The organism is Rhizobium sp. BR 249 (assembly GCF_047445895.1).
Lineage (GTDB): Bacteria > Pseudomonadota > Alphaproteobacteria > Rhizobiales > Rhizobiaceae > Rhizobium.
The window spans coordinates 61,649-83,606 of record NZ_JARWKX010000019.1; the positions used below are offsets into that span (position 1 = coordinate 61,649).

Sequence of the window (21,958 nt, forward strand, 5' to 3'; positions counted from 1 at the left end):
ATGGCACCGACCTCACCCGCCCAGAATGGCAAGGCCTACAAATATGTCGATCACTCCTATGACGTGATCGTCGTCGGCGCCGGCGGCGCGGGCCTGCGCGCCACGCTCGGCATGGCCGAGCAGGGTTTCCGCACGGCCTGCATCACCAAGGTATTCCCGACCCGCTCACACACCGTCGCGGCCCAGGGCGGCATCGCCGCCTCGCTGCGCAACATGACGCCGGACAGCTGGCAATGGCACCTCTACGACACTGTCAAGGGTTCCGACTGGCTCGGCGACGTCGACGCCATGCAGTATCTCACCATGGAAGCGCCGAAGGCGGTCTATGAGCTCGAGCATTACGGCGTGCCGTTCTCGCGCAACGAGGAAGGCAAGATCTACCAGCGCCCGTTCGGCGGCCACATGCAGAACTACGGCGAAGGCCCGCCGGTGCAGCGCACTTGCGCCGTCGCCGACCGTACCGGCCACGCCATCCTGCACACGCTCTACGGCCAGTCGCTGCGCCACAACGCCGAATTCTTCATCGAATATTTCGCGCTCGACCTGATCATGTCGGAAGACGGCAGCCGCTGCACCGGCGTCGTCGCCTGGTGCCTGGATGACGGCACGATCCACCGCTTCGCCGCCAAGATGGTGGTGCTGGCGACCGGCGGCTACGGCCGCGCTTATTTCTCGGCGACGTCTGCCCATACCTGCACCGGCGACGGCGGCGGCATGGTGGCGCGCGCCGGCCTGCCGCTGCAGGATATGGAATTCGTACAGTTCCACCCGACCGGCATCTACGGTTCGGGCTGTCTGATCACCGAAGGCGCGCGCGGCGAAGGCGGCTACCTCGTCAATTCCGAAGGCGAGCGCTTCATGGAGCGTTACGCGCCGTCTGCCAAGGACCTTGCCTCGCGTGACGTCGTCTCGCGCTGCATGACGCTCGAGATCCGTGAAGGCCGCGGCGTCGGCAAGAACAAGGATCATATCTTCCTGCACCTCGACCATCTCGATCCGGCCGTTCTGCATGAACGCCTGCCGGGGATTTCCGAGAGCGCCAAGATCTTCGCCGGCGTCGATGTCACGCGCGAACCGATCCCGGTCCTGCCGACCGTTCACTACAATATGGGCGGCATTCCGACCAATTACTGGGGCGAAGTGCTGAACGCCGACAGCGCCAATCCGGAACGGATCATCCCCGGCCTGATGGCCGTGGGTGAAGCGGGCTGCGCCTCGGTGCACGGCGCCAACCGTCTCGGCTCCAACTCGCTGATCGACCTCGTGGTCTTCGGCCGCGCCGCTGCGATCCGCGCCGGCGAGGTCATCGACCGCGCAGCGCCGGTCCCGCACCTCAACGTTGCGGCCTGCGACAAGATCATGGACCGCTTCGACGGCCTGCGCCACGCCAGCGGCGGCACGCCGACGGCCGACCTGCGCGAAAAGATGCAGCGCGCCATGCAGGAAGACGCGGCCGTCTTCCGTACGCAGGAATCGCTGGAATCCGGTTGCCGGCGTATTTCGGCGATCTGGGGTGAAATGAAGGACATCAAGGTCACTGACCGTTCGATGGTCTGGAACTCCGATCTCGTGGAAACGCTCGAGCTGCAAAACCTGATGGCAAACGCCATCACGACGATCTACGGCGCCGAGGCCCGCAAGGAGAGCCGCGGTTCGCATGCCCGCGAGGATTATACCGAGGGCGCATTCGCCGGCCGCGACGACGTCAACTGGCGCAAGCACACGCTTGCCTGGGTGAACGAGGCGGGCGACGTCAAGCTCGACTATCGCCCTGTTCACACCGAGCTCATCGCCGAAGGCATCGATCCGCACAAGATCGAGCCGAAAGCTCGCGTGTACTGATTTCAAGAGGAACCGGATATGGTTGAACTCGCTCTCCCCAAGAATTCTCAGATGCGCGAAGGCAAGGTCTGGCCGAAGCCGGCGGGTGCGACGAACACCCGCGAGTTCCGCGTCTACCGCTGGAGCCCGGACGACGGGCAGAACCCGTCGATCGACACTTTCTACATCGATGTCGACAATTGCGGCCCGATGGTGCTCGACGGTCTGCTCTACATCAAGAATAAGATCGACCCGACGCTGACCTTGCGCCGTTCCTGTCGTGAGGGCATTTGCGGTTCCTGCGCGATGAACATCGACGGCACGAACACGCTCGCCTGCACCAAGGGGATGGACGATATCAAGGGCTCGGTGAAGATCTATCCGCTGCCGCATCTGCCCGTCGTCAAGGATCTGGTTCCCGATCTCACCAATTTCTACGCCCAGCACCGCTCGATCGAGCCCTGGCTGAAGACGGTATCGCCGGCGCCGGCCAAGGAATGGAAGCAGAGCCATGAGGATCGTCAGAAGCTCGACGGCCTCTATGAATGCATCCTCTGCGCCTGCTGCTCGACCTCCTGTCCGAGCTACTGGTGGAACGGCGACCGCTATCTCGGCCCGGCCGTCCTGCTGCAGGCCTATCGCTGGCTGATCGATTCCAGAGACGAAGCGACCGGCGAGCGTCTCGACAATCTCGAAGATCCGTTCCGTCTCTACCGCTGCCACACGATCATGAACTGCGCGCAGACCTGCCCCAAGGGCCTCAACCCTGCCAAGGCGATCGCCGAAATCAAGAAGATGATGGTCGAGCGCCGGGTTTGATCCGGGTGCACGGCGAGGGCGGAATAGACGGCTTCGATCCGGAAGCCGTCAGAGAGATCAGGTCGCGGCTCGCCTCGGTCCGCGGGCCGGCATTCGCATCGAGCGGCTGCAATCCTTCCTGCGAAGTCGGTCACATACTATTCCAAGATGATACGAGACTTTGACTGGGATCCCGACGGAGATGAACGCGCCCAACACCTTGCTGACAAATTCTATGTGCAGGAAGTTTTGCAGCGAGACAGTTGAACTGTATCGTTTTTCGGTTAGTTGTTGTCACGGGCAATTTATGCTGCCCGACTTGATTAACCAAAGCGAATTACGATAATCGGACTTGTCTCACGCCCGTTTCTTCGCGGCGATAGCCGAATTCAGGAGTATGATGATGCAGTTGCGATATGCGATGACAGGTCTGGTGGTGGCTCTCGCGCTAGCCGGTTGTCAGCGTACGGCATATGATTACAGCTCCAACTCGAACGCCGGGCCGGCGCCGTTGACGGCGCAGCCCGTTCCCTCCGTGCAGGGTGGGCAGCTTCCGCCGCCGACCGGCAGCTCGCAGTTTCCGGCCGCGCCGACGGCGACGTCGCCGATGCCGGGTGCGCAGCCCGGTGCAATGGCCGCGAATGCGCTCGATGTCACCAAGGAATCGATGGTCGGAAGCTGGCGAGTCAACGGCAGCTGCGACATGTTTCTCACCCTCACCAATCTCGGCAGCGGTTCGCGCGGCGGCACGCGCGGCTGTGTCGGCGAGTTGACGGCGATGGGCTCCTGGGAGGTTGCCGGCAAGCAGGTGCTGCTCAAGGACCGCTCGGGCAACCAGATCGGCAGCGTCTACAAGACGGCCGACAACCGCTTCGAGGGACAGACCAGCACGGGCCAGCAGATCAGCCTCAGCCGGTAAGCGAACCGGCGGGTAAGCAAACCGGCGGTAAATGATCCGGCGGGTTTCCGCCGATGACTGACAGGCGGATATGCCCTCATGCAGCCAATGCCAGATTATGCGCTCAGCGTTTGCGAACAGCTTAAATCGCTGACGCTCGCAGGCGCGTTGCAGGTCGATTCCGCCCAGATGGATGTGGCGAAAAGCCTGGACCGGGTGCTTGCCGGGCTGAAGCAGCAAAGGCCGGCGGCAAAATCGAGCGCGCTCGGCTGGCTGTTCGCATCGAAGAAGAAAGCCGCCGGCGGCATCAAGGGGCTCTATATCCACGGCAGCGTCGGACGCGGCAAGACCATGCTGATGGACATGTTCTTCGCGATGGCGCCGTGCAGGAAGAAGCGGCGGGCGCATTTCCACGAATTCATGGCGGACGTGCACAACCGCATCGCGGCGCACCGGCTGAAGCTCAAGAACGGCGAAACGAAGCAGGCGGACCCGATGCCGCCGGTCGCCGCAGCCCTTTACGAGGAAGCGGAACTGCTCTGCTTCGACGAGTTCACGGTCACCGACATTGCCGACGCGATGATCCTGTCGCGATTGTTCTCCGAACTCTTTGCGCGGGGATGCGTGCTGGTCGCGACCTCGAACGTCGAACCCGACAATCTCTACAGGGACGGTCTCAATCGCGGGCTCTTCCTGCCCTTCGTCGCTCTGCTCAAGCAGCATGTCGATGTCGTCACCCTGGATTCGCCGACCGATTACCGGATGGAGAAGCTGAACAGCCAGCCCGTCTATCTCGTGCCGATCAACGAGCATAACGACATGGCGATGGAGGCGTCCTGGACGCAGGCGCTGCACGGGCGCAAGGCGCAGCCGCTCGACATTCCGATGAAGGGGCGCTCCATCCATGTGCCGCTCGCCGCCGACCGCATGGCGCGCTTCTCCTTCACAGACCTTTGCGACAAGCCGCTCGGAGCAGTCGATTTTCTCGCCATCGCCGAACGCTTCGATACGGTCTTCCTCGATCACGTTCCCTTGCTCGGCCCGGAGAAGCGGAACCAAATCAAGCGCTTCATCATTCTGGTCGATACGTTCTACGATCATGCCGTGCGGCTTTACATATCGGCGGCGGCGATGCCGGAGGAACTGCTCCTCAATCGCCGGGGCACCGAAGGCTTCGAATTCGATCGTACGGCATCGCGTCTGTTCGAGATGCGGAGCGCGGAATATCTTGCGCTGCACCATGAGAAACGGGCCGCAGAGTAACAATCCAGTAACAAAATATCTTACGTTTACGTAAGAATTTTTGTATCTAAACGATTGAAAATGCTGCATCAAAATTAATGGATTGCCATTTTTTGGCTTTGGGTCTATGCGATTGCGTCATTGAGCGGCCTCGCAGCGTCGTTCGACGAATTTGATCGCAAAGGAAACAGCGAAATGGCGCGTAACAAGATCGCACTCATTGGTTCTGGCATGATTGGTGGCACGCTGGCGCATCTCGCCGGCCTGAAGGAGCTGGGCGACATCGTCCTCTTCGACATCGCCGACGGTATTCCCCAGGGCAAGGGCCTCGACATCGCACAGTCCTCTCCGGTCGAAGGCTTCGACGCCAACCTGACCGGCGCCAGCGACTATTCCGCAATCGAAGGCGCCGATGTCTGCATCGTCACCGCCGGCGTTCCGCGCAAGCCGGGCATGAGCCGCGACGATCTCCTCGGCATCAACCTCAAGGTCATGGAGCAGGTCGGCGCCGGCATCAAGAAGTATGCCCCCAACGCCTTCGTCATCTGCATCACCAACCCGCTCGACGCCATGGTCTGGGCGCTGCAGAAGTTTTCGGGCCTTCCCGCGAACAAGGTCGTCGGCATGGCCGGCGTTCTCGACTCCTCGCGCTTCCGTCTCTTCCTCGCCAAGGAGTTCAACGTCTCCGTTCAGGACGTGACGGCCTTCGTTCTCGGCGGCCACGGCGACACGATGGTGCCGCTCGCCCGCTACTCGACGGTCGGCGGCATTCCGCTCACCGATCTCGTCACCATGGGCTGGGTCACCAAGGAGCGCCTCGAAGAAATCATCCAGCGCACCCGTGACGGCGGCGCCGAAATCGTCGGCCTGCTGAAGACCGGCTCTGCCTATTATGCGCCGGCTGCCTCGGCGATCGAAATGGCCGAATCCTACCTCAAGGACAAGAAGCGCGTCCTGCCCTGCGCGGCCCACCTGACCGGCCAGTACGGCGTCAAGGACATGTATGTCGGCGTTCCCACCGTCATCGGCGCCGGCGGCGTCGAGCGCGTCATCGAGATCGACCTCAACAAGACTGAGAAGGAAGCCTTCGACAAGTCCGTCGGCGCCGTCGCCGGTCTTTGCGAAGCCTGCATCAACATCGCGCCTGCCCTGAAGTAATTGGCGCTCAAGTAATCGAAACAGGGATAGACCCCATGAACATTCATGAATATCAGGCCAAGGCTCTGCTGAAGGGCTATGGCGCGCCGGTTGCCGAAGGTGTGGCAATTCTCAAGGTTGAAGAAGCCGAGGCTGCCGCCAAGTCGCTTCCGGGCCCGCTTTACGTGGTCAAGAGCCAGATCCATGCGGGCGGCCGCGGCAAGGGTAAGTTCAAGGAACTGTCGCCGGAAGCCAAGGGCGGCGTGCGTCTCGCCAAGTCGATCGAAGATGTCGTTGCCAACGTCAAGGAAATGCTTGGCAACACGCTGGTGACCGCGCAGACCGGCGAAGCCGGCAAGCAGGTCAACCGCCTCTACATCGAGGACGGCGCCGACATTGCCCGCGAACTCTATTGCTCACTCCTGGTCGACCGTTCGGTCGGCAAGGTCGCCTTCGTCGTATCGACCGAAGGCGGCATGGACATCGAAGCCGTCGCCCACGATACGCCCGAGAAGATCCAGACGATCGCCATCGATCCCGAAACCGGCGTGACGGCGGCCGACGTCGCCAAGATTTCCGCCGCTCTCGAGCTCGAAGGTGCTGCCGCAGAAGACGCCAAGTCGCTCTTCCCGCTGCTCTACAAGGCCTTCAACGAGAAGGACATGTCGCTTCTCGAAATCAACCCGTTGATCGTCATGAAGAATGGCCATCTGCGCGTTCTCGACGCCAAGATGTCCTTCGACGGCAATGCTCTGTTCCGTCACGACGACGTCAGGGCGCTGCGCGACGAGACCGAAGAAGACGCCAAGGAAATCGAGGCCTCGAAGTGGGACCTCGCTTATGTCGCGCTCGACGGCAATATCGGCTGCATGGTCAACGGCGCGGGCCTTGCCATGGCGACGATGGACATCATCAAGCTCTATGGCAAGGAGCCGGCCAACTTCTGCGACGTCGGCGGCGGCGCCGGCAAGGAAAAGGTTGCGGCAGCCTTCAAGATCATCACCGCAGACCCCAAGGTCGAAGGCATCCTCGTCAACATCTTCGGCGGCATCATGAAGTGCGACGTCATCGCCGAGGGCGTCATTGCCGCGGTCAAGGAAGTCGGTCTCAAGGTTCCGCTTGTCGTGCGCCTTGAAGGCACCAATGTCGAGCTCGGCAAGAAGATCCTGAACGAGTCGGGTCTCGCGATCACGGCGGCCGACGACTTGGACGATGCGGCCAAGAAGATCGTCGCGGCGATCAACGGCTAATTTGAAGGATCGGAAAGAATGTCTATTCTCGTCAATAAAGACACCAAGGTCCTCGTTCAGGGTCTGACCGGCAAGACCGGCACGTTCCACACCGAACAGGCGCTTGCCTACTACGGCACCCAGATGGTCGGCGGTATCCACCCGAAGAAGGGTGGTGAAACCTGGACCGGCGCAAAGGGCGAAAGCCTGCCGATCTTCGCAACCGTCGCCGAAGGCAAGGAAAAGACCGGCGCCGACGCGACCGTCATCTACGTTCCGCCGGCAGGCGCTGCCGATGCGATCATCGAAGCGATCGACGCCGAGATCCCGTTCATCACCTGCATCACCGAAGGCATTCCGGTCATGGACATGGTGCGCGTCAAGGCTCGCCTCGACCGCTCCAAGTCGCGCCTGCTCGGACCGAACTGCCCGGGCATCCTGACGCCGGAAGAATGCAAGATCGGCATCATGCCGGGCTCGATCTTCCGCAAGGGTTCGGTCGGCATCGTTTCCCGTTCGGGCACGCTGACCTACGAAGCCGTCTTCCAGACCTCCAATGAAGGTCTCGGCCAGACGACGGCCGTCGGCATCGGCGGCGACCCGGTCAAGGGCACCGAGTTCATCGACGTGCTCGAGATGTTCCTGGCCGACGAAGCCACGACCTCGATCATCATGATCGGCGAAATCGGCGGCTCGGCTGAAGAAGACGCGGCCCAGTTCCTCAAGGACGAAGCCAAGAAGGGCCGCAAGAAGCCGATGGCCGGCTTCATCGCCGGCCGTACGGCGCCGAAGGGCCGCACCATGGGCCATGCCGGCGCCGTGGTATCGGGCGGCAAGGGCGACGCCGAATCGAAGATCGCGGCAATGGAATCGGCAGGCATCAAGGTGTCTCCGTCTCCGGCCCGCCTGGGCAAGACGCTGGTTGAAGTCCTCAAGGGCTGAAGCCACCTATAGACCGGGCGGAGGAACGGCATCTGCGCCTTCCGCCCGGCTCGCACACGAGACCAGCAGATGCGCCGCGGACAGGCGGCAATCGGAATGCGGCAGCCGGCGATCGATCCGGCAAATTCATCAAAGTCAGGAGGCGGACGGAAGCGTTCGCATATCACCATGGCACGGCAAGAAGCCAACGAGCAGTTTCAGATCACCTCGTTTCTGGATGGCGCCAACGCGGCCTATATCGAGCAGCTCTATGCGCGCTACGAAGAGGACCCGGCGTCGGTGGACGATCAGTGGCGTACCTTCTTCAAGGCGCTGGAAGACGATCCTGCCGATGTGAAGAAGGCGGCCAAGGGTGCCTCCTGGCGCAAGAAGAACTGGCCGCTGGCAGCCGGCGGCGATCTGGTGTCGGCGCTCGACGGCGACTGGGGCATCGTCGAGAAGGTGATCGAGACCAAGGTGAAGGCGAAGGCCGCAGCCGAGGGCAAGCCCGCCGACAGCACCGACGTGCTGCAGGCGACGCGCGATTCCGTCCGCGCCATCATGATGATCCGCGCCTACCGCATGCGCGGCCACCTGCATGCCAAGCTCGATCCGCTCGGCATCGCAGCCGCCGTCGACGACTATCGTGAACTGTCGCCGGAAAATTACGGCTTCACATCAGCCGATTACGACCGCAGGATCTTCATCGACAACGTGCTCGGCCTGGAATACGCGACCATCCGCGAGATGATCGAAATCCTCGAACGCACCTACTGCTCGACACTCGGCGTCGAATTCATGCATATCTCCAACCCGGAAGAGAAGGCCTGGATCCAGGAGCGCATCGAAGGTCCTGACAAGGGCGTGGCCTTCTCCCCCGAAGGCAAGAAGGCGATCCTCGCCAAGCTCGTCGAAGCCGAAGGCTACGAGCAGTTCCTCGACGTCAAGTTCAAGGGCACCAAGCGCTTCGGCCTCGACGGCGGTGAATCGCTGATCCCGGCGCTCGAACAGATCCTGAAGCGCGGCGGCCATCTCGGCCTCAAGGAAGCCGTGTTCGGCATGGCCCACCGCGGCCGTCTGAACGTGCTCTCCCAGGTCATGGGCAAGCCGCACCGCGCCATCTTCCACGAATTCAAGGGCGGCTCCTACGCGCCTGACGAAGTCGAAGGTTCCGGCGACGTCAAGTACCATCTCGGCGCCTCCTCCGACCGCGAATTCGACGGCAACAAGGTGCACGTCTCGCTGACGGCGAACCCTTCGCATCTCGAAATCGTCGATCCCGTCGTCATGGGCAAGGCCCGCGCCAAGCAGGACATGAGCGCCTCCGTCTGGGACGGCGACATCATTCCGCTTTCCGAACGCGCCAAGGTCCTGCCGCTCCTGATCCACGGCGACGCGGCTTTTGCCGGCCAGGGCGTCATCGCCGAAATTCTCGGCCTGTCCGGTCTGCGCGGTCACCGCGTTGCCGGCACGATGCACGTCATCATCAACAACCAGATCGGCTTCACCACGAACCCGGCCTTCTCGCGCTCGTCGCCCTATCCGTCCGACGTCGCCAAGATGATCGAAGCACCGATCCTGCACGTCAACGGCGACGATCCGGAAGCGGTGGTCTACGCGGCCAAGATCGCCACCGAATTCCGCATGAAGTTCCACAAGCCTGTGGTGCTCGACATGTTCTGCTACCGCCGCTACGGCCATAATGAAGGCGACGAGCCATCCTTCACGCAGCCGAAGATGTACAAGGTGATCCGCGGCCACAAGACCGTGCTGCAGCTCTATGCGGCACGCCTCGTCGCCGAAGGCCTGCTCACCGACGGCGAAGTGGAGAAGATGAAGGCTGATTGGCGCGCGCATCTCGAACAGGAGTTCGATGCCGGCCAGCACTACAAGCCGAATAAGGCCGACTGGCTGGACGGCGAGTGGTCCGGTCTGCGCACGGCCGACAATCAGGACGAGCAGCGCCGCGGCAAGACCGCCGTGCCGATGAAGACCTTGAAGGAGATCGGCCGCAAGCTCTCCGAGATCCCGGCAGGTTTCAACGCGCATCGCACGATCCAGCGCTTCATGGAAAACCGCGCCAACATGATCGGCACCGGCGAAGGCCTCGACTGGGCGATGGCCGAAGCTCTCGCCTTCGGTTCGCTCGTCGTCGAGGGCCACAAGATCCGCCTGTCCGGCCAGGATTGCGAACGCGGCACCTTCTCGCAGCGCCATTCGGTTCTCTACGATCAGGAGACCGAAGAACGCTATATTCCGCTCGCCAATCTCGCGTCGACGCAGGCCCGTTACGAAGTCATCAATTCGATGCTTTCGGAAGAAGCCGTTCTCGGTTTCGAATACGGCTACTCGCTGGCTCGCCCGAATGCGCTGACGCTTTGGGAAGCGCAGTTCGGCGATTTCGCCAACGGCGCGCAGGTCGTCTTCGACCAGTTCATCTCGTCGGGCGAACGCAAGTGGCTGCGCATGTCGGGCCTCGTCTGCCTGCTGCCGCACGGTTATGAAGGCCAGGGTCCGGAGCACTCTTCGGCTCGCCTGGAACGCTTCCTGCAGCTCTGCGCGGAAGACAACATGCAGGTCGCCAACGTCACGACGCCGGCGAACTACTTCCACATCCTGCGCCGTCAGCTGAAGCGCGACTTCCGCAAGCCGCTGATCCTGATGACGCCGAAGTCGCTGCTGCGCCACAAGCGGGCGGTCTCGACGCTTGCGGAACTCGCCGGCGAATCCGCCTTCCATCGCCTGCTCTGGGACGATGCCGAGGTGATCAAGGACGGCCCGATCAAGCTGCAGAAGGACAACAAGATCCGCCGCGTCGTCATGTGCTCCGGCAAGGTCTATTACGATCTTCTCGAAGAGCGGGAAAAGCGCGGTATCGACGATATCTACCTGCTGCGCGTCGAACAGCTCTATCCGTTCCCGGCAAAGGCACTCATCAACGAGTTGTCGCGCTTCCGTGGTGCCGAGATGGTCTGGTGCCAGGAAGAGCCGAAGAACATGGGCGCATGGTCGTTCATCGACCCGTTCCTCGAATGGGTGCTTGCCCATATCGATGCGAAATACCAGCGTGTCCGCTATACCGGCCGTCCGGCCGCCGCCTCGCCGGCGACGGGCCTGATGTCCAAGCATCTGTCGCAGCTCTCGGCATTCCTCGAGGATGCACTGGGCGGCTAATACAAGGGGGGCGCAATGGCTTATTTCTTTCTGAGACTGCTGCCGCCGCGCCCCACTTTCCCGCATGACGGGACCGGGGAGGAAATGGCGGCGATGAAAAGCCATGCCGAATACTGGCGTCGAAATGCCCTTGCGGGAACGGCCGTCACGGTCGGCCCCGTCTTCGAAGGGGAAGGCGCTTGGGGCATGGCGGTCGTCGAGGTCGAGGATCAGGCGGCCGCACGGGCTCTCGCCGATGCCGATCCGATCATCGCTTCCGGTTTCGGTTTCCGTTTCGATATTCTGCCGATGCCCTCGATCATTTTGCGGCCACCCGCCGTCTGAAACGCATAAACGAAAACACACGAAATCAGGATTTGAACAATGGCCACAGAAATCCGCGTTCCAACTCTCGGTGAATCCGTCAGCGAGGCAACCGTCGGCACCTGGTTCAAGAAGGTCGGCGACGCCATCAAGGCCGACGAGCCGATTCTGGAGCTTGAAACCGACAAGGTGACCATCGAAGTTCCCGCGCCCGTCTCCGGCACGCTTTCGGAAATCGTTGCCGCCGCCGGCGAGACCGTCGGCCTCGGCGCACTGCTCGGCCAGATCGCCGAAGGTGCCGGCGCTGCCGCCGCCGCGCCGGCTGCTGCCGCACCGGCCGCCGCCCCTGCTGCACCGGCGCCTGCCGCCCCGGCCGCCGCTGCCGCAGCGTCGTCGAGCGCTTCCGTTTCCACCATGCCGGCAGCGCCGGCGGCCGCCAAGATGCTCGCTGAAAACAACCTTTCCGCCGATCAGGTCGACGGCAGCGGCAAGCGCGGCCAGGTGCTGAAGGGCGACGTCATCGCTGCCGTCGCCAGGGGCATTTCCGCTCCGGCGGCCGTACCCGCAGCAGCGCCGGTTGCAGCGCGCGGCCCGTCGACGGTCGAGGATGCCTCGCGCGAAGAGCGCGTAAAGATGACGCGCCTGCGCCAGACGATCGCCAAGCGCCTCAAGGACGCGCAGAACACTGCCGCCATGCTGACCACCTACAACGAGGTGGACATGAAGGCGGTCATGGACCTGCGCAACAAGTACAAGGACATTTTCGAGAAGAAGCACGGCGTCAAGCTCGGCTTCATGGGCTTCTTCACCAAGGCCGTCACGCACGCCCTGAAGGAACTGCCGGCCGTCAACGCCGAAATCGACGGCACCGACATCATCTACAAGAACTACTGCCATGTCGGCATGGCCGTCGGTACGGACAAGGGCCTCGTCGTTCCGGTCATCCGTGATGCCGATCAGATGTCGATCGCCGAGATCGAGAAGGAGCTCGGCCGTCTTGCCAAGGCTGCCCGCGATGGCTCGCTCGCCATGGCCGACATGCAGGGCGGCACTTTCACCATCACCAATGGCGGCGTCTACGGCTCGCTGATGTCCTCGCCGATCCTCAACGCACCGCAGTCGGGCATTCTCGGCATGCACAAGATCCAGGAGCGGCCGGTCGCGATCGGCGGCCAGGTGGTCATCCGTCCGATGATGTATCTGGCGCTTTCCTACGATCACCGCATCGTCGACGGCAAGGAAGCGGTCACTTTCCTCGTGCGCGTCAAGGAGAGCCTCGAAGATCCGGAACGTCTGGTTCTCGATCTCTAAGGGAGCGCTTTCGATGCGGAACCGGATCTTGCGAGCGGCGCGCCTTCTTCTTTGCGCTGCCGCCGCGCATGCCCCGGTCTCCGCATCGGCTGCCGGCTGGGATGCCGGCAAGGCGAGCAGCAATTTCGAGCTGGTGGCGTTGGGCGATGCCGAACTCTCCGCGCGCTCGATCAACGTGATCCACATGGGCAATGTCGAGCTGACCTCCGGCCGTATCGTCGCGGCCGATCCGCTCGCTCAGCCGGATCGTCCGGCGCTCGCAAGGACGGTCGCGCCGGGGGAATATCCGGTTACGCTCTACCAGGCTTCCGGGCGCATCGCGGCAGCCGGCATGCGCTTTGCCGAGGGCAAGCCGGATCACTGGGAGCTTGCCGTCCTGCCCGGACAGGACCCGATGACGCTGAAGGACGGCGAGATTTTCGGCTATCCCGTCGATGCCGGCGTCGGCTGCTACATGGATGCCGACACGCTTGCTCTGATCGGCGAGCGCGAAGCGCAGGTCCAGGCACAGAAGCCGGATGCCGACTTCAATTATTACGACAACGTGCTGGCTTCGGACCTCGATGCCAACAAGGGCCGCTATGCGCTGCACCGGCCGGTCGCCGGCAAGAAGGGCAATGTCGCCGTCTTCTGGAGCGGCTGGGGCGACGGTTTCTACCCGGTTTTCTGGGGACTCGACAAGGATGGCCGCCCGCTGGTGCTGCTGACGGATTTCGGCGTGATCGAGAATGCCGACGGGCGGAGAGAGCCGAAGGGACAATGAGCGGAAAGATTGGCATCATGGCGGGAGGAAAAGGCATGGCTGCAATCGCGGCCGCTGCGTTTTTCGCCGTGCCTGCCGCCGCATCCGGCGCCGAATGCAAGCAGGAACGGGCCGTCTACATCGACCGCGACGGCGCCTATGAATTGCGCTTCACGCCGCTGAATTCCGCGTCGGCCACCGCGAGCAACCAGTTCAAGGTCAGCGCGCTGAAGACGTCCGTCGTGATGGAAGGTTATGTCGTGCCGTCGGAAGATCCGGTGCGCGCGATCGGCATCCTGATGTTCAACTGCCCCGAGGGCGATGTGACGGGCGCGGATCTCAACGCCTGCACGGTCTGGCAGGGCGCCGTCTACGGCATGGATGCCAAGGGCGAAATGGACAATCTCCAGCCCGAGGGTGCTGTGGCGGCCGAAAAGCTCGTGCTGCCCGGCCTTGGCCCGGCCATCCGTGAATCCAGTGCCTGGGGTGAGGGCAAGGCTTCCGTGGCGCCCTGGGACGTGCTTGTTTTCAAGGAATGCGCGACATGAGCGGTGCACCTGTCGTTCTCGTGACCGGCGGCAGCCGGGGCATCGGCGCTGCCGTCTCGCGCCTTGCCGCACGCCAGGGGTGGCGTGTCGCGGTGAACTATGCCTCAAACCGCGCGGCTGCCGACGCCGTCGTTGCGTCGATCACCGAGGCCGGCGGCGAGGCGATGGCAATCGAGGGCGATGTCGGCAATGCGGCCGATATCGTCTCGATGTTTGCGGCCGTCGACCGCCATTTTGGTCGGCTCGACGGGCTCGTCAACAATGCCGGCATCGTCGATTATCCGCAGCGGGTCGACGAGATGGCGGCGGAGCGGATCGAGCGCATGCTGCGTATCAACGTGACCGGCTCCATACTCTGCGCGGCAGAGGCGGTGCGTCGCATGTCGAGCCGTCATAACGGCCGGGGCGGCGCGATCGTCAACATCTCGTCGATGGCTGCGGTTCTCGGTTCTCCGGCGCAGTATGTCGATTATGCCGCCTCGAAGGCCGCCATTGATACGTTCACCGTCGGGCTCGCGCGCGAGGTCGCCGCCGAGGGCGTCCGCGTGAATGCGGTCAGGCCGGGCATCATCGAAACCGATATCCATGCTTCTGGCGGGCTGCCGGACCGGCCGCGCGAAATGGCGCCGTCGATCCCGATGCAGCGCACCGGCACGCCCGAAGAGGTGGCGGATGCGATCCTCTACCTTCTCTCTGCTTCGGCTTCCTATATAACCGGCGCGATCCTCAATGTGAGCGGCGGCCGCTAGAAGGGCAGGGCAAAAACGATATGCAGTATATTCTCGAATTCCTTGGCCTGATGGCCGTTTTCTCGATCTTCATCGTCGTGCCGGGCGCCGATTTCGCCGTTATCCTGCGCCAGAGCATCGTGCACGGGCGTCGCGCCGCCATCATGACCGGGCTCGGCATGGGCTTTTCCCTGCTCTTCCATATCAGCTACACCATTCTCGGCCTCGGCCTCATCGTGTCGAAATCGCTGATGTTGTTTGCGATGATCAAATGGGCGGGTGTCGCCTATCTCGTCTATCTCGGCATCAAGTCGTTCCGCGAGCCTGGTTTCCAGGTGAGCGAGATCGAGGTAACGGCCGAAGACCGCAAGCCGGTCTCGATGCTGAAATGCCTCGGCATGGGCTTCATCACCAATGCGCTGAACCCGAAGCCGGTGCTGTTCTTCCTGTCGCTGTTTTCGACGCTGGTGCATCACGACACGCCTGTTCTGATCCAGTTCTCCTACGGCATCGGTATGGCGACGGCGCTGGTCGCGTGGTTTGCCGGCGTCTCCTATTTCTTCACGGTCAAGGCGATCCGTGACCGCTTCATCGCCAGCGGCAAATGGTTCAACCGCATTACCGGAGCAGCACTCGTCGGCTTCGGCTTCCGCCTCGCGCTTACGCGCGCGGCCGACTAAACGATAATCCAAAGGGAAAAAGCAATGTCCTACGATGTCATCATTATCGGAACCGGCCCTGGCGGCTACGTCTGCGCCGTCAAGGCAGCCCAGCTCGGCCTCAAGGTCGCCGTCGTCGAAAAGCGCGCGACCTATGGCGGCACCTGCCTGAACGTCGGCTGCATCCCGTCCAAGGCGCTGCTGCATGCTTCCGAAATGTTCCATCAGGCCGGCCATGGATTGGGCACGCTCGGCATCGACGTGCCGGCGCCGACGCTCAACCTCGCCAATATGATGGCGCATAAGGATGCGACGGTGAAGTCGAACGTCGACGGCGTCGCCTTCCTCTTCAAGAAGAACAAGATCGATACCTTCCAGGGCACCGGCAAGATCGTCTCGGCCGGCAAGGTTTCCGTCACCGCCGAGGACGGCAAGGTGCAGGAGATCGAGGGCAAGAACATCGTCATCGCCACCGGCTCCGATGTCGCCGGCATTCCCGGCGTACAGGTCGAGATCGATGAAAAGACCATCATTTCCTCCACCGGCGGCATCGCGCTGGAGAAGGTGCCGGAAACGCTGATCGTCGTCGGCGGCGGCGTGATCGGCCTCGAACTCGGCTCGGTCTGGTCGCGCCTCGGCGCCAAGGTCACCGTCGTCGAATATCTCGACACCATCCTCGGCGGCATGGACGGCGAAGTTTCCAAGCAGTTCCAGCGCATGCTGGCCAAGCAGGGTATCGATTTCAATCTCGGCGCCAAAGTCACCGGCGTCGAAAAGGGCGGCAAGGGCGCCAAGGTCACTTTCGAACCGGTCAAGGGCGGCGACGCCGTGACGCTCGAAGCCGACGTCGTGCTGATCGCCACCGGCCGCAAGCCTTATACGGCGGGTCTCGGCCTCGAAGAGGCAGGTGTGGCGCTCGACAATCGCGGCCGCGTCGAGATTGACGGTCACTTCAAGACCAATGTCGCCGGCATCTATGCGATCGGCGACGTGGTGAAGGGGCCGATGCTGGCGCACAAGGCGGAAGACGAGGGCGTGGCGCTGGCCGAAATCCTCGCCGGCCAGCACGGTCACGTCAATTACGAGGTCATCCCGAGCGTCGTCTATACCCAGCCGGAAGTCGCCTCGGTCGGCAAGACCGAGGAAGAGCTGAAGGCGGCAGGCGTCGCCTATAAGGTCGGCAAGTTCCCGTTCACGGCAAACGGCCGCGCCCGCGCGATGCTGGCGACCGACGGTTTCGTCAAGATCCTCGCCGACAAGGAAACCGACCGCGTTCTCGGCGGCCATATCGTCGGCTTCGGCGCCGGCGAAATGATCCACGAGATCGCCGTCCTGATGGAGTTCGGCGGTTCGTCGGAAGATCTTGGCCGGTCCTGCCATGCGCATCCGACGATGTCCGAAGCCGTGAAGGAAGCCGCGCTCGCGACCTTCTTCAAGCCGATCCATATGTAAGCTTACATCTTCGTAATGAAGCGCGCAGCCGCTTGCCGGAAGGCAAGCGGCTGTTTTAGTTGTTGCCTATCGCAAAAATTGGGGCATCCGGTAGGGATCAGGAAATGCAGCAGTCATCCATCATGAGCTACAGTCTCAGCCAGCGTTTCCTTCACTGGGCGGTGGCGCTGCTGATCTTCTTCAACCTGCTCTTTCCCGACGGAATGAACATCTGGCACCGGCTCGTTCGCAGAGGCCAGGTGCCGACGCCCGAGCAGATCGCGTCGGCCAATATCCATGCCTATGTCGGCATCGCCATTCTGCTGCTCGCCGTCCTCCGACTTTGTCTGCGCTTCATCAAGGGTGTGCCGCCCGAGGTTTCTCGGGAGCCGGCGATCTTCCGTCTCGCGGCGAAGCTTGCCCATTCAGGGCTCTATATCCTGATCTTCGCGATGCCGCTTTCTGGCATTGCCGCCTACTACTTCGGCATCGATCCTGCCGGTTTCCTCCACGCGGACGTCCTGAAGATCGTTCTCTGGGCGCTGATCGCGGCGCATGTCGCCGGCGCGCTCGTCCATCAGTTCTATTGGAAAAGCAATGTGCTGCGCCGCATGACGCTCGGCTGACTGTCTCCCGATTCAGTTGACCGCGGTGACGGTAAAGCCCTGCTTGCGCAGCAGTTCGACGACGCCTTGTTCGCCGGGCAGGTGCAGGGCGCCGACGGCCATGAAGACGTTGCCGCCGTCGAGAATGGGGGCCGCACGTTCGGCCATCACCTTGTTGCGGTCGAGGATGACGCGCTGTTCGAAGGCGGCATAGTCGCTGGTGTCGCCCTCGTCTTCCGGCGTCACGGTCTTCAGCATCGGCATCGTCATGCCGATATCGCCGGAAAGATAGAGATCGGTCATCGTTTCGACGACGTCGTTCATCTTGTCGCCGAGTTCCAGCGTCTCGATCAGCGACTTCATATGAAATTCGACCGGCAGGTCAGCCATGGCCTGGATCTGCTCGGCAAGGGTTTCCAGCCCCTTGACCGTCTTGCCTTCGGCAGCGGCGTCGGCCGCGATCTTCTGGTCAAGGAATTTCACGCCTTTCGCCTTGCGGGCGATTTCGCAGGCCGGCAGGGCGACGGCGCTTGAGATCATCCACGGCCGCATGCGGGAGACGGCGCCGAGCGGGATGCCGCGCTGCTTGAGGCCGGCTTCCAGGCGCTGGTAATCCTCCGGCGAGAGCAGCTTGTCGATCGTCGTGCCGTCGGTGAACATCGTCAGCTCAGGCCTTGCGAGCAGGGCGGCGGTTGCTTTGCGTTCATCGAGAATCTCGTCGGATTCGATGATGATCGTATCGGCTGCGTCGTGAGCGGCCTGGGCGCGCGGCGGCAGGGCAAGCACGCGCGGGTCGGTGACATGCATGCTGCCGAGCAGCCAGGAAGGCCGGATACCCGGCTTCTCGATCTTCCAGAAGATGCCCTTGCCGTTTGGCGTCGCATCGGCTTCCTTCAGCGCCTCGGCATAGCGGGCCGGGTCGTTCTGCCGCAGCTCGGCCATCAGGTTCCGGCCGGTGCAGGCCTCGTCGGCGGCGGTCGCCGGCCGTGCAGTCAAAAGAGCGGCAAACAGGGCTGCGAGAAGCAGCATGTGAAAGGCTGCGATCAACCAGAGCAACAGGTTGCCCGGCGCTACGAGATGAAACGTCCGGCGGCCGATTGATGTCGTCACGATGGTATTCCCTACATGCCTTATGCGTTTCATGCTCTACGCCCGGCTTGCGCATATTCCTTTAAGAGAATGCGTTAACGAAAACTTATGCCCATATGCATGTCGTTGTCCCAAAACCGCTGCACACTTTTGCGCGACATGCTCTAGGCCCGCGGATGGGCGCTATCATACACCTCCAGCAGCCGCGACGCATCGACGCCGGTATAGACCTGCGTCGTGGAAAGGCTGGCATGGCCGAGCAGTTCCTGGATGGTGCGCAGATCGCCGCCGCCGGCGAGCAGGTGGGTGGCGAAGGAGTGACGAAGCGCATGGGGCGTCGCCGTCTCCGGCAGGCCGAAGGCGCTGCGCAGCTTCTGCATGGCCCGCTGGATGATCGCCGGCTGCAGCCTGCCGCCGCGGGCGCCGCGAAACAGCGGTTCGCCGCTTTCGAGATGGTACGGGCAGAGCGTGCGATATTTCTCGATGGCGTCGAAAACCACTGAGAGCAGCGGCACAAGCCGCGTCTTGTTGCCTTTGCCGGTGATGCGCAGCGCCGTTGCGCCCTTTTGCAGGTCGGCGGGGGTGAGATCCAGCGCTTCGGAGATGCGCAGGCCGCAGCCGTAGAGCAGCGTCATGACAGCCGCATCGCGTGCTGCGATCCAAGGTTTGTCATGGAGCTGGGCTTCGTCGCTGACAACGGTGATCGCCTGCGTGTCGGAGAGTGGCTTGGGCAGCGATTTCGGCTGTTTCGGCGAGCGGATCGCGCCGGCGCCGGCAGCATTGACCAGCCCTTTCTTTTCGAGATGGCGCAGCAGCGAGCGGAGGCCGGCGAGATTGCGGCCGAGCGAACGGGCGCCGGAGCCCTGCTTGCGCCGGGCCGCGAGGAATGCGCGGAAATCGGCAGGACGCAATTCCCTAATATCGGCGAGTGTGGCCGGCCCGGCGAGATGGCCGGTCAGGAAGGTCAGGAACTGGCGGGTGTCGCGCTCATAGGCATCGAGCGTATGCTCGGAAAGGCGGCGCTCGCGGGCGAGGTTTTCGAGCCACGCGGCCCGCTCGGCCATCAGGCGCGGATCGGCGATGATCAAGAGTTCGTTCACGTCTCTGGCCTTGAATTTGCCTTCAAGTCCGCCAATTTGAAGCAGGAACGGTTATGGAATTGCTAATGCCGGCCAAACCTTTGTCATCCCCAGATCATATTCTACTGCGATAGCTTTATGCCCCATAGACAGGATCTTTCATGGCACGGCGCGATTCCATGACGGCTTTCGGACAGCTCGCGGAAGCGATCGCTCTCGTCTCGCATGGAAGACCTGGTCACATCGTCGATACGCTGATTGCCGAACGCGGCCAGAGGATCGTGAAACATCCGCTCTGGCCTGCGATGCGGCCGTTCCTCTACATGCTGCTGCGCTACGGCAAGGCGATCGAATTCGCCAATGCGGTTGCCAAGATGCCGGGTTTCCAGTCGTTCGAATATCTGAGCGACGTGCTGAAGCTCGATATCGGCGTCGCCAATGGCGAACGCATTCCCAGTAGCGGCGGCTTCATCCTCGTCAGCAATCACCCCACAGGCATTGCCGACGGCGTCGCTGTCTTCGATCTCCTGAAAGCGCGCCGGCCGGATATGATGTTTTTCGCCAACCGCGACGCGATCCGGGTCAATCCGCGCTTTGCCGAGATGATCATCCCTGTGGAATGGCGGGAGGAGCACAAGAGCAAGCTCAAGGCGCGCGAGACGCTGCAGCTGACGAACCATGCGGTGAGGGAAGGCAAGGCGACGGTGCTCTTTCCCTCGGGCCGCATCGCCTACTGGGCGAACGGCCGGCTGAACGAACGCCCCTGGAAGACCTCAGCCGTCGGGCTGGCGCGCAAATACAATCTGCCGATCCTTCCCGTCCATATGACGGCGCGCAATTCCGGCCTGTTCTATTGGCTGGCGAAATGGTCGACGGAACTTCGCGACATGACGGTTTTTCACGAACTGCTGAACAAACGCGGCGACCGCTTCGATTTCGTGATCGGCAATCTCATTCCGGCCGAACATCTGGATGGCGACCTCAACGAGGTGACGAAGGCGCTGGAGAGGCATACGGTGCACGATCTCTCGGCAGATGGTGACGCGACCTTCATACCGGTCGGCCTGCCGGCTGCAGCAGTGGAAGGCCGGGAGATGCCGGTTCCTGCCGTCTAAACAAGCCGGCGCATGTGGCAGACCCGCCGCCTGTTATCATGAAATCGTCACTCTTGCCGGGTGTCATGCCCCGATCTCCTTGAGGCGGAGGGTCTGGCGCGCCAGCAGCCGCTCGACATCGGCGATATCGAGCGCCGAGAGCTTGGCGCCCGGCTTGCGCAGGGCGGCCGACTTGATGACGCCGCGCTTGGCAAGCACATATTTGCGGCAGGCGAGGCCGATGCCCTGCTGCTGTTCATAGCGGGCGAGCGGCAGATAGGCGTCGAAGATCTCATGAGCGCGATCGGGGTTGCCGGCGCCATAGGCTTCGACGACGCCGACCATCATCTCGGGATAGCAGAAGCCGGTCATGGCTCCATCGGCGCCGCGTCCCATTTCTTCGGGCAGGAAAAGCCCGCCATTGCCGCAGAGGATCGAGATGCGCCGCATGGCGCCGCTGCCGCTGGCGGCGCGAAGCGCTGATATCTTCGCAAGGCCCGGCCAATCCTCATGCTTGAGCATAACGCAATTGGGCACGTCCCTGACGATGCGCTCGATGACACCAGGCGCGATCGTCACATTCGTCGTGAGCGGATAGTCCTGCAGCACGAAGGGCGTGTCATCAAGCGCTTCGCCGACCGACTGGTAAAAGGAGAAGGCCTGATCGTCGGTCCTGACGGTCCAGGGTGGCGCGACCATGACGCCTGCGGCGCCCGCGCCCATGACGGCTTCGGCAAGCTCGCGCATCGGCGCAAGCCCTGGAGCCGACACGCCGACGACGACGGGAAGGCGCCCGTCAAGGCGCTTCAGCACACGCTCGACCACCAGACGCGATTCCTCGGCCGTCAGTTTCGGTGCTTCGCCGAGCTGGCCGAGGACCGTCAGGCCGGTGACGCCGGTGCTCTCGTAGAAATCGACCATGCTGTCGATGCTGGCAAGATCCAGCGCGCCGTCGTCGGTGAAGGGTGTTACGGCGATTACATAGACACCCTTGGCATCTTCGGTCAGTCGGGCCATTCGTTCCTCTCCGATTCAGCGGTCGAATAAATCGTCCCGGCAATCTATGCGCTCCATCGCGTGCCCAGCAACCCTTATCCACGTCCGTCGCCTGGCGCGCATGTCCGTCTTTGCGGTTCCAATTCCAATGAT

20 protein-coding genes are annotated in these 21,958 nt (G+C 62.6%); 17 read left to right on the forward strand and 3 right to left on the reverse strand.

What is annotated here, in order from left to right:
* From sdhA to QD408_RS18425, 16 genes are all read left to right on the forward strand, one after another.
* Positions 1–1,842: a succinate dehydrogenase flavoprotein subunit gene (gene sdhA / locus QD408_RS18350; RefSeq protein WP_088682145.1), complete on the forward strand. Its 1,842-nt coding sequence runs from the start codon at positions 1–3 to the stop codon at positions 1,840–1,842.
* An 18-nt stretch (positions 1,843–1,860) separates the two neighbouring features.
* Positions 1,861–2,640, forward strand: coding sequence for a succinate dehydrogenase iron-sulfur subunit (locus QD408_RS18355; RefSeq protein WP_414140271.1), 780 nt, complete (start codon positions 1,861–1,863; stop codon positions 2,638–2,640).
* A gap of 382 nt (positions 2,641–3,022) precedes the next feature.
* Positions 3,023–3,538: a protease inhibitor Inh/omp19 family protein gene (locus QD408_RS18360; protein WP_088682142.1), complete on the forward strand. Its 516-nt coding sequence runs from the start codon at positions 3,023–3,025 to the stop codon at positions 3,536–3,538.
* Positions 3,539–3,616: 78 nt separating this feature from the next.
* A complete protein-coding gene (gene zapE / locus QD408_RS18365; RefSeq protein WP_414140272.1) occupies positions 3,617–4,780 on the forward strand; it encodes a cell division protein ZapE in 1,164 nt (387 codons plus the stop codon).
* Positions 4,781–4,954: 174 nt separating this feature from the next.
* The gene (gene mdh / locus QD408_RS18370) at positions 4,955–5,917 is read left to right on the forward strand and encodes a malate dehydrogenase (RefSeq protein WP_010034465.1); all 963 of its coding nucleotides are present in this window, start codon (positions 4,955–4,957) and stop codon (positions 5,915–5,917) included.
* A gap of 35 nt (positions 5,918–5,952) precedes the next feature.
* The gene (gene sucC / locus QD408_RS18375; protein WP_414140273.1) at positions 5,953–7,146 is read left to right on the forward strand and encodes an ADP-forming succinate--CoA ligase subunit beta; all 1,194 of its coding nucleotides are present in this window, start codon (positions 5,953–5,955) and stop codon (positions 7,144–7,146) included.
* Between the two features lie 18 nt (positions 7,147–7,164).
* Positions 7,165–8,067 carry a succinate--CoA ligase subunit alpha gene (gene sucD, locus QD408_RS18380; protein ID WP_008528022.1) on the forward strand — a complete coding sequence of 301 codons (903 nt, stop codon included), beginning with the start codon at positions 7,165–7,167 and terminating at the stop codon, positions 8,065–8,067.
* A 168-nt stretch (positions 8,068–8,235) separates the two neighbouring features.
* Positions 8,236–11,220, forward strand: a complete 2,985-nt coding sequence (locus QD408_RS18385) for a 2-oxoglutarate dehydrogenase E1 component (protein WP_414140274.1) — start codon at positions 8,236–8,238, stop codon at positions 11,218–11,220.
* A 15-nt stretch (positions 11,221–11,235) separates the two neighbouring features.
* Positions 11,236–11,544, forward strand: a complete 309-nt coding sequence (locus QD408_RS18390) for a YciI family protein (protein WP_414140275.1) — start codon at positions 11,236–11,238, stop codon at positions 11,542–11,544.
* A gap of 39 nt (positions 11,545–11,583) precedes the next feature.
* Positions 11,584–12,834 carry a 2-oxoglutarate dehydrogenase complex dihydrolipoyllysine-residue succinyltransferase gene (gene odhB, locus QD408_RS18395; RefSeq protein WP_088682138.1) on the forward strand — a complete coding sequence of 417 codons (1,251 nt, stop codon included), beginning with the start codon at positions 11,584–11,586 and terminating at the stop codon, positions 12,832–12,834.
* 13 nt (positions 12,835–12,847) lie between these two features.
* A complete protein-coding gene (locus QD408_RS18400; protein ID WP_414140276.1) occupies positions 12,848–13,597 on the forward strand; it encodes a DUF4241 domain-containing protein in 750 nt (249 codons plus the stop codon).
* Positions 13,594–14,124 (forward strand): hypothetical protein, encoded by a 531-nt coding sequence (locus QD408_RS18405; protein ID WP_414140277.1) that lies wholly within the window; start codon positions 13,594–13,596, stop codon positions 14,122–14,124. The genes QD408_RS18400 and QD408_RS18405 overlap by 4 nt, the downstream gene beginning before the upstream one ends.
* Positions 14,121–14,873, forward strand: a complete 753-nt coding sequence (locus QD408_RS18410; RefSeq protein ID WP_414140278.1) for an SDR family oxidoreductase — start codon at positions 14,121–14,123, stop codon at positions 14,871–14,873. The genes QD408_RS18405 and QD408_RS18410 overlap by 4 nt, the downstream gene beginning before the upstream one ends.
* Before the next feature lie 20 nt (positions 14,874–14,893).
* Complete coding sequence (locus tag QD408_RS18415) at positions 14,894–15,532, forward strand: LysE family translocator (RefSeq protein ID WP_414140279.1); 639 nt, start codon at positions 14,894–14,896, stop codon at positions 15,530–15,532.
* A gap of 24 nt (positions 15,533–15,556) precedes the next feature.
* Positions 15,557–16,963 carry a dihydrolipoyl dehydrogenase gene (gene lpdA, locus QD408_RS18420; RefSeq protein ID WP_414140280.1) on the forward strand — a complete coding sequence of 469 codons (1,407 nt, stop codon included), beginning with the start codon at positions 15,557–15,559 and terminating at the stop codon, positions 16,961–16,963.
* 104 nt (positions 16,964–17,067) lie between these two features.
* Positions 17,068–17,568 carry a cytochrome b gene (locus tag QD408_RS18425; protein ID WP_088682132.1) on the forward strand — a complete coding sequence of 167 codons (501 nt, stop codon included), beginning with the start codon at positions 17,068–17,070 and terminating at the stop codon, positions 17,566–17,568.
* 12 nt (positions 17,569–17,580) lie between these two features.
* On the opposite strand, the gene QD408_RS18430 is transcribed toward QD408_RS18425, so the two are convergent.
* Together QD408_RS18430 and QD408_RS18435 are read right to left on the reverse strand one after the other, a co-directional pair.
* Positions 17,581–18,657: a TraB/GumN family protein gene (locus QD408_RS18430; RefSeq protein WP_414140281.1), complete on the reverse strand. Its 1,077-nt coding sequence runs from the start codon at positions 18,655–18,657 to the stop codon at positions 17,581–17,583.
* 143 nt (positions 18,658–18,800) lie between these two features.
* Positions 18,801–19,736 (reverse strand): tyrosine recombinase XerC, encoded by a 936-nt coding sequence (locus tag QD408_RS18435; RefSeq protein ID WP_414140282.1) that lies wholly within the window; start codon positions 19,734–19,736, stop codon positions 18,801–18,803.
* Between the two features lie 140 nt (positions 19,737–19,876).
* Here QD408_RS18435 and QD408_RS18440 point away from each other — a divergent pair, with 140 nt between their 5' ends.
* Positions 19,877–20,830 carry a GNAT family N-acetyltransferase gene (locus tag QD408_RS18440; protein ID WP_414140283.1) on the forward strand — a complete coding sequence of 318 codons (954 nt, stop codon included), beginning with the start codon at positions 19,877–19,879 and terminating at the stop codon, positions 20,828–20,830.
* 63 nt (positions 20,831–20,893) lie between these two features.
* Here QD408_RS18440 and QD408_RS18445 read toward each other — a convergent pair whose 3' ends face one another.
* Positions 20,894–21,826, reverse strand: coding sequence for a dihydrodipicolinate synthase family protein (locus QD408_RS18445; protein WP_414140284.1), 933 nt, complete (start codon positions 21,824–21,826; stop codon positions 20,894–20,896).
* Positions 21,827–21,958 lie beyond the last annotated feature (132 nt).

Coding starts and splice junctions, on each gene's coding strand:
- sdhA (WP_088682145.1), top strand. CDS start 1: ATGGCACCGACCTCACCCGCCCAGAATGGCAAGGCCTACAAATATGTC.
- QD408_RS18355 (WP_414140271.1), top strand. CDS start 1,861: ATGGTTGAACTCGCTCTCCCCAAGAATTCTCAGATGCGCGAAGGCAAG.
- QD408_RS18360 (WP_088682142.1), top strand. CDS start 3,023: ATGCAGTTGCGATATGCGATGACAGGTCTGGTGGTGGCTCTCGCGCTA.
- zapE (WP_414140272.1), top strand. CDS start 3,617: ATGCAGCCAATGCCAGATTATGCGCTCAGCGTTTGCGAACAGCTTAAA.
- mdh (WP_010034465.1), top strand. CDS start 4,955: ATGGCGCGTAACAAGATCGCACTCATTGGTTCTGGCATGATTGGTGGC.
- sucC (WP_414140273.1), top strand. CDS start 5,953: ATGAACATTCATGAATATCAGGCCAAGGCTCTGCTGAAGGGCTATGGC.
- sucD (WP_008528022.1), top strand. CDS start 7,165: ATGTCTATTCTCGTCAATAAAGACACCAAGGTCCTCGTTCAGGGTCTG.
- QD408_RS18385 (WP_414140274.1), top strand. CDS start 8,236: ATGGCACGGCAAGAAGCCAACGAGCAGTTTCAGATCACCTCGTTTCTG.
- QD408_RS18390 (WP_414140275.1), top strand. CDS start 11,236: ATGGCTTATTTCTTTCTGAGACTGCTGCCGCCGCGCCCCACTTTCCCG.
- odhB (WP_088682138.1), top strand. CDS start 11,584: ATGGCCACAGAAATCCGCGTTCCAACTCTCGGTGAATCCGTCAGCGAG.
- QD408_RS18400 (WP_414140276.1), top strand. CDS start 12,848: ATGCGGAACCGGATCTTGCGAGCGGCGCGCCTTCTTCTTTGCGCTGCC.
- QD408_RS18405 (WP_414140277.1), top strand. CDS start 13,594: ATGAGCGGAAAGATTGGCATCATGGCGGGAGGAAAAGGCATGGCTGCA.
- QD408_RS18410 (WP_414140278.1), top strand. CDS start 14,121: ATGAGCGGTGCACCTGTCGTTCTCGTGACCGGCGGCAGCCGGGGCATC.
- QD408_RS18415 (WP_414140279.1), top strand. CDS start 14,894: ATGCAGTATATTCTCGAATTCCTTGGCCTGATGGCCGTTTTCTCGATC.
- lpdA (WP_414140280.1), top strand. CDS start 15,557: ATGTCCTACGATGTCATCATTATCGGAACCGGCCCTGGCGGCTACGTC.
- QD408_RS18425 (WP_088682132.1), top strand. CDS start 17,068: ATGCAGCAGTCATCCATCATGAGCTACAGTCTCAGCCAGCGTTTCCTT.
- QD408_RS18440 (WP_414140283.1), top strand. CDS start 19,877: ATGGCACGGCGCGATTCCATGACGGCTTTCGGACAGCTCGCGGAAGCG.
- QD408_RS18445 (WP_414140284.1), bottom strand. CDS start 21,826: ATGGCCCGACTGACCGAAGATGCCAAGGGTGTCTATGTAATCGCCGTA.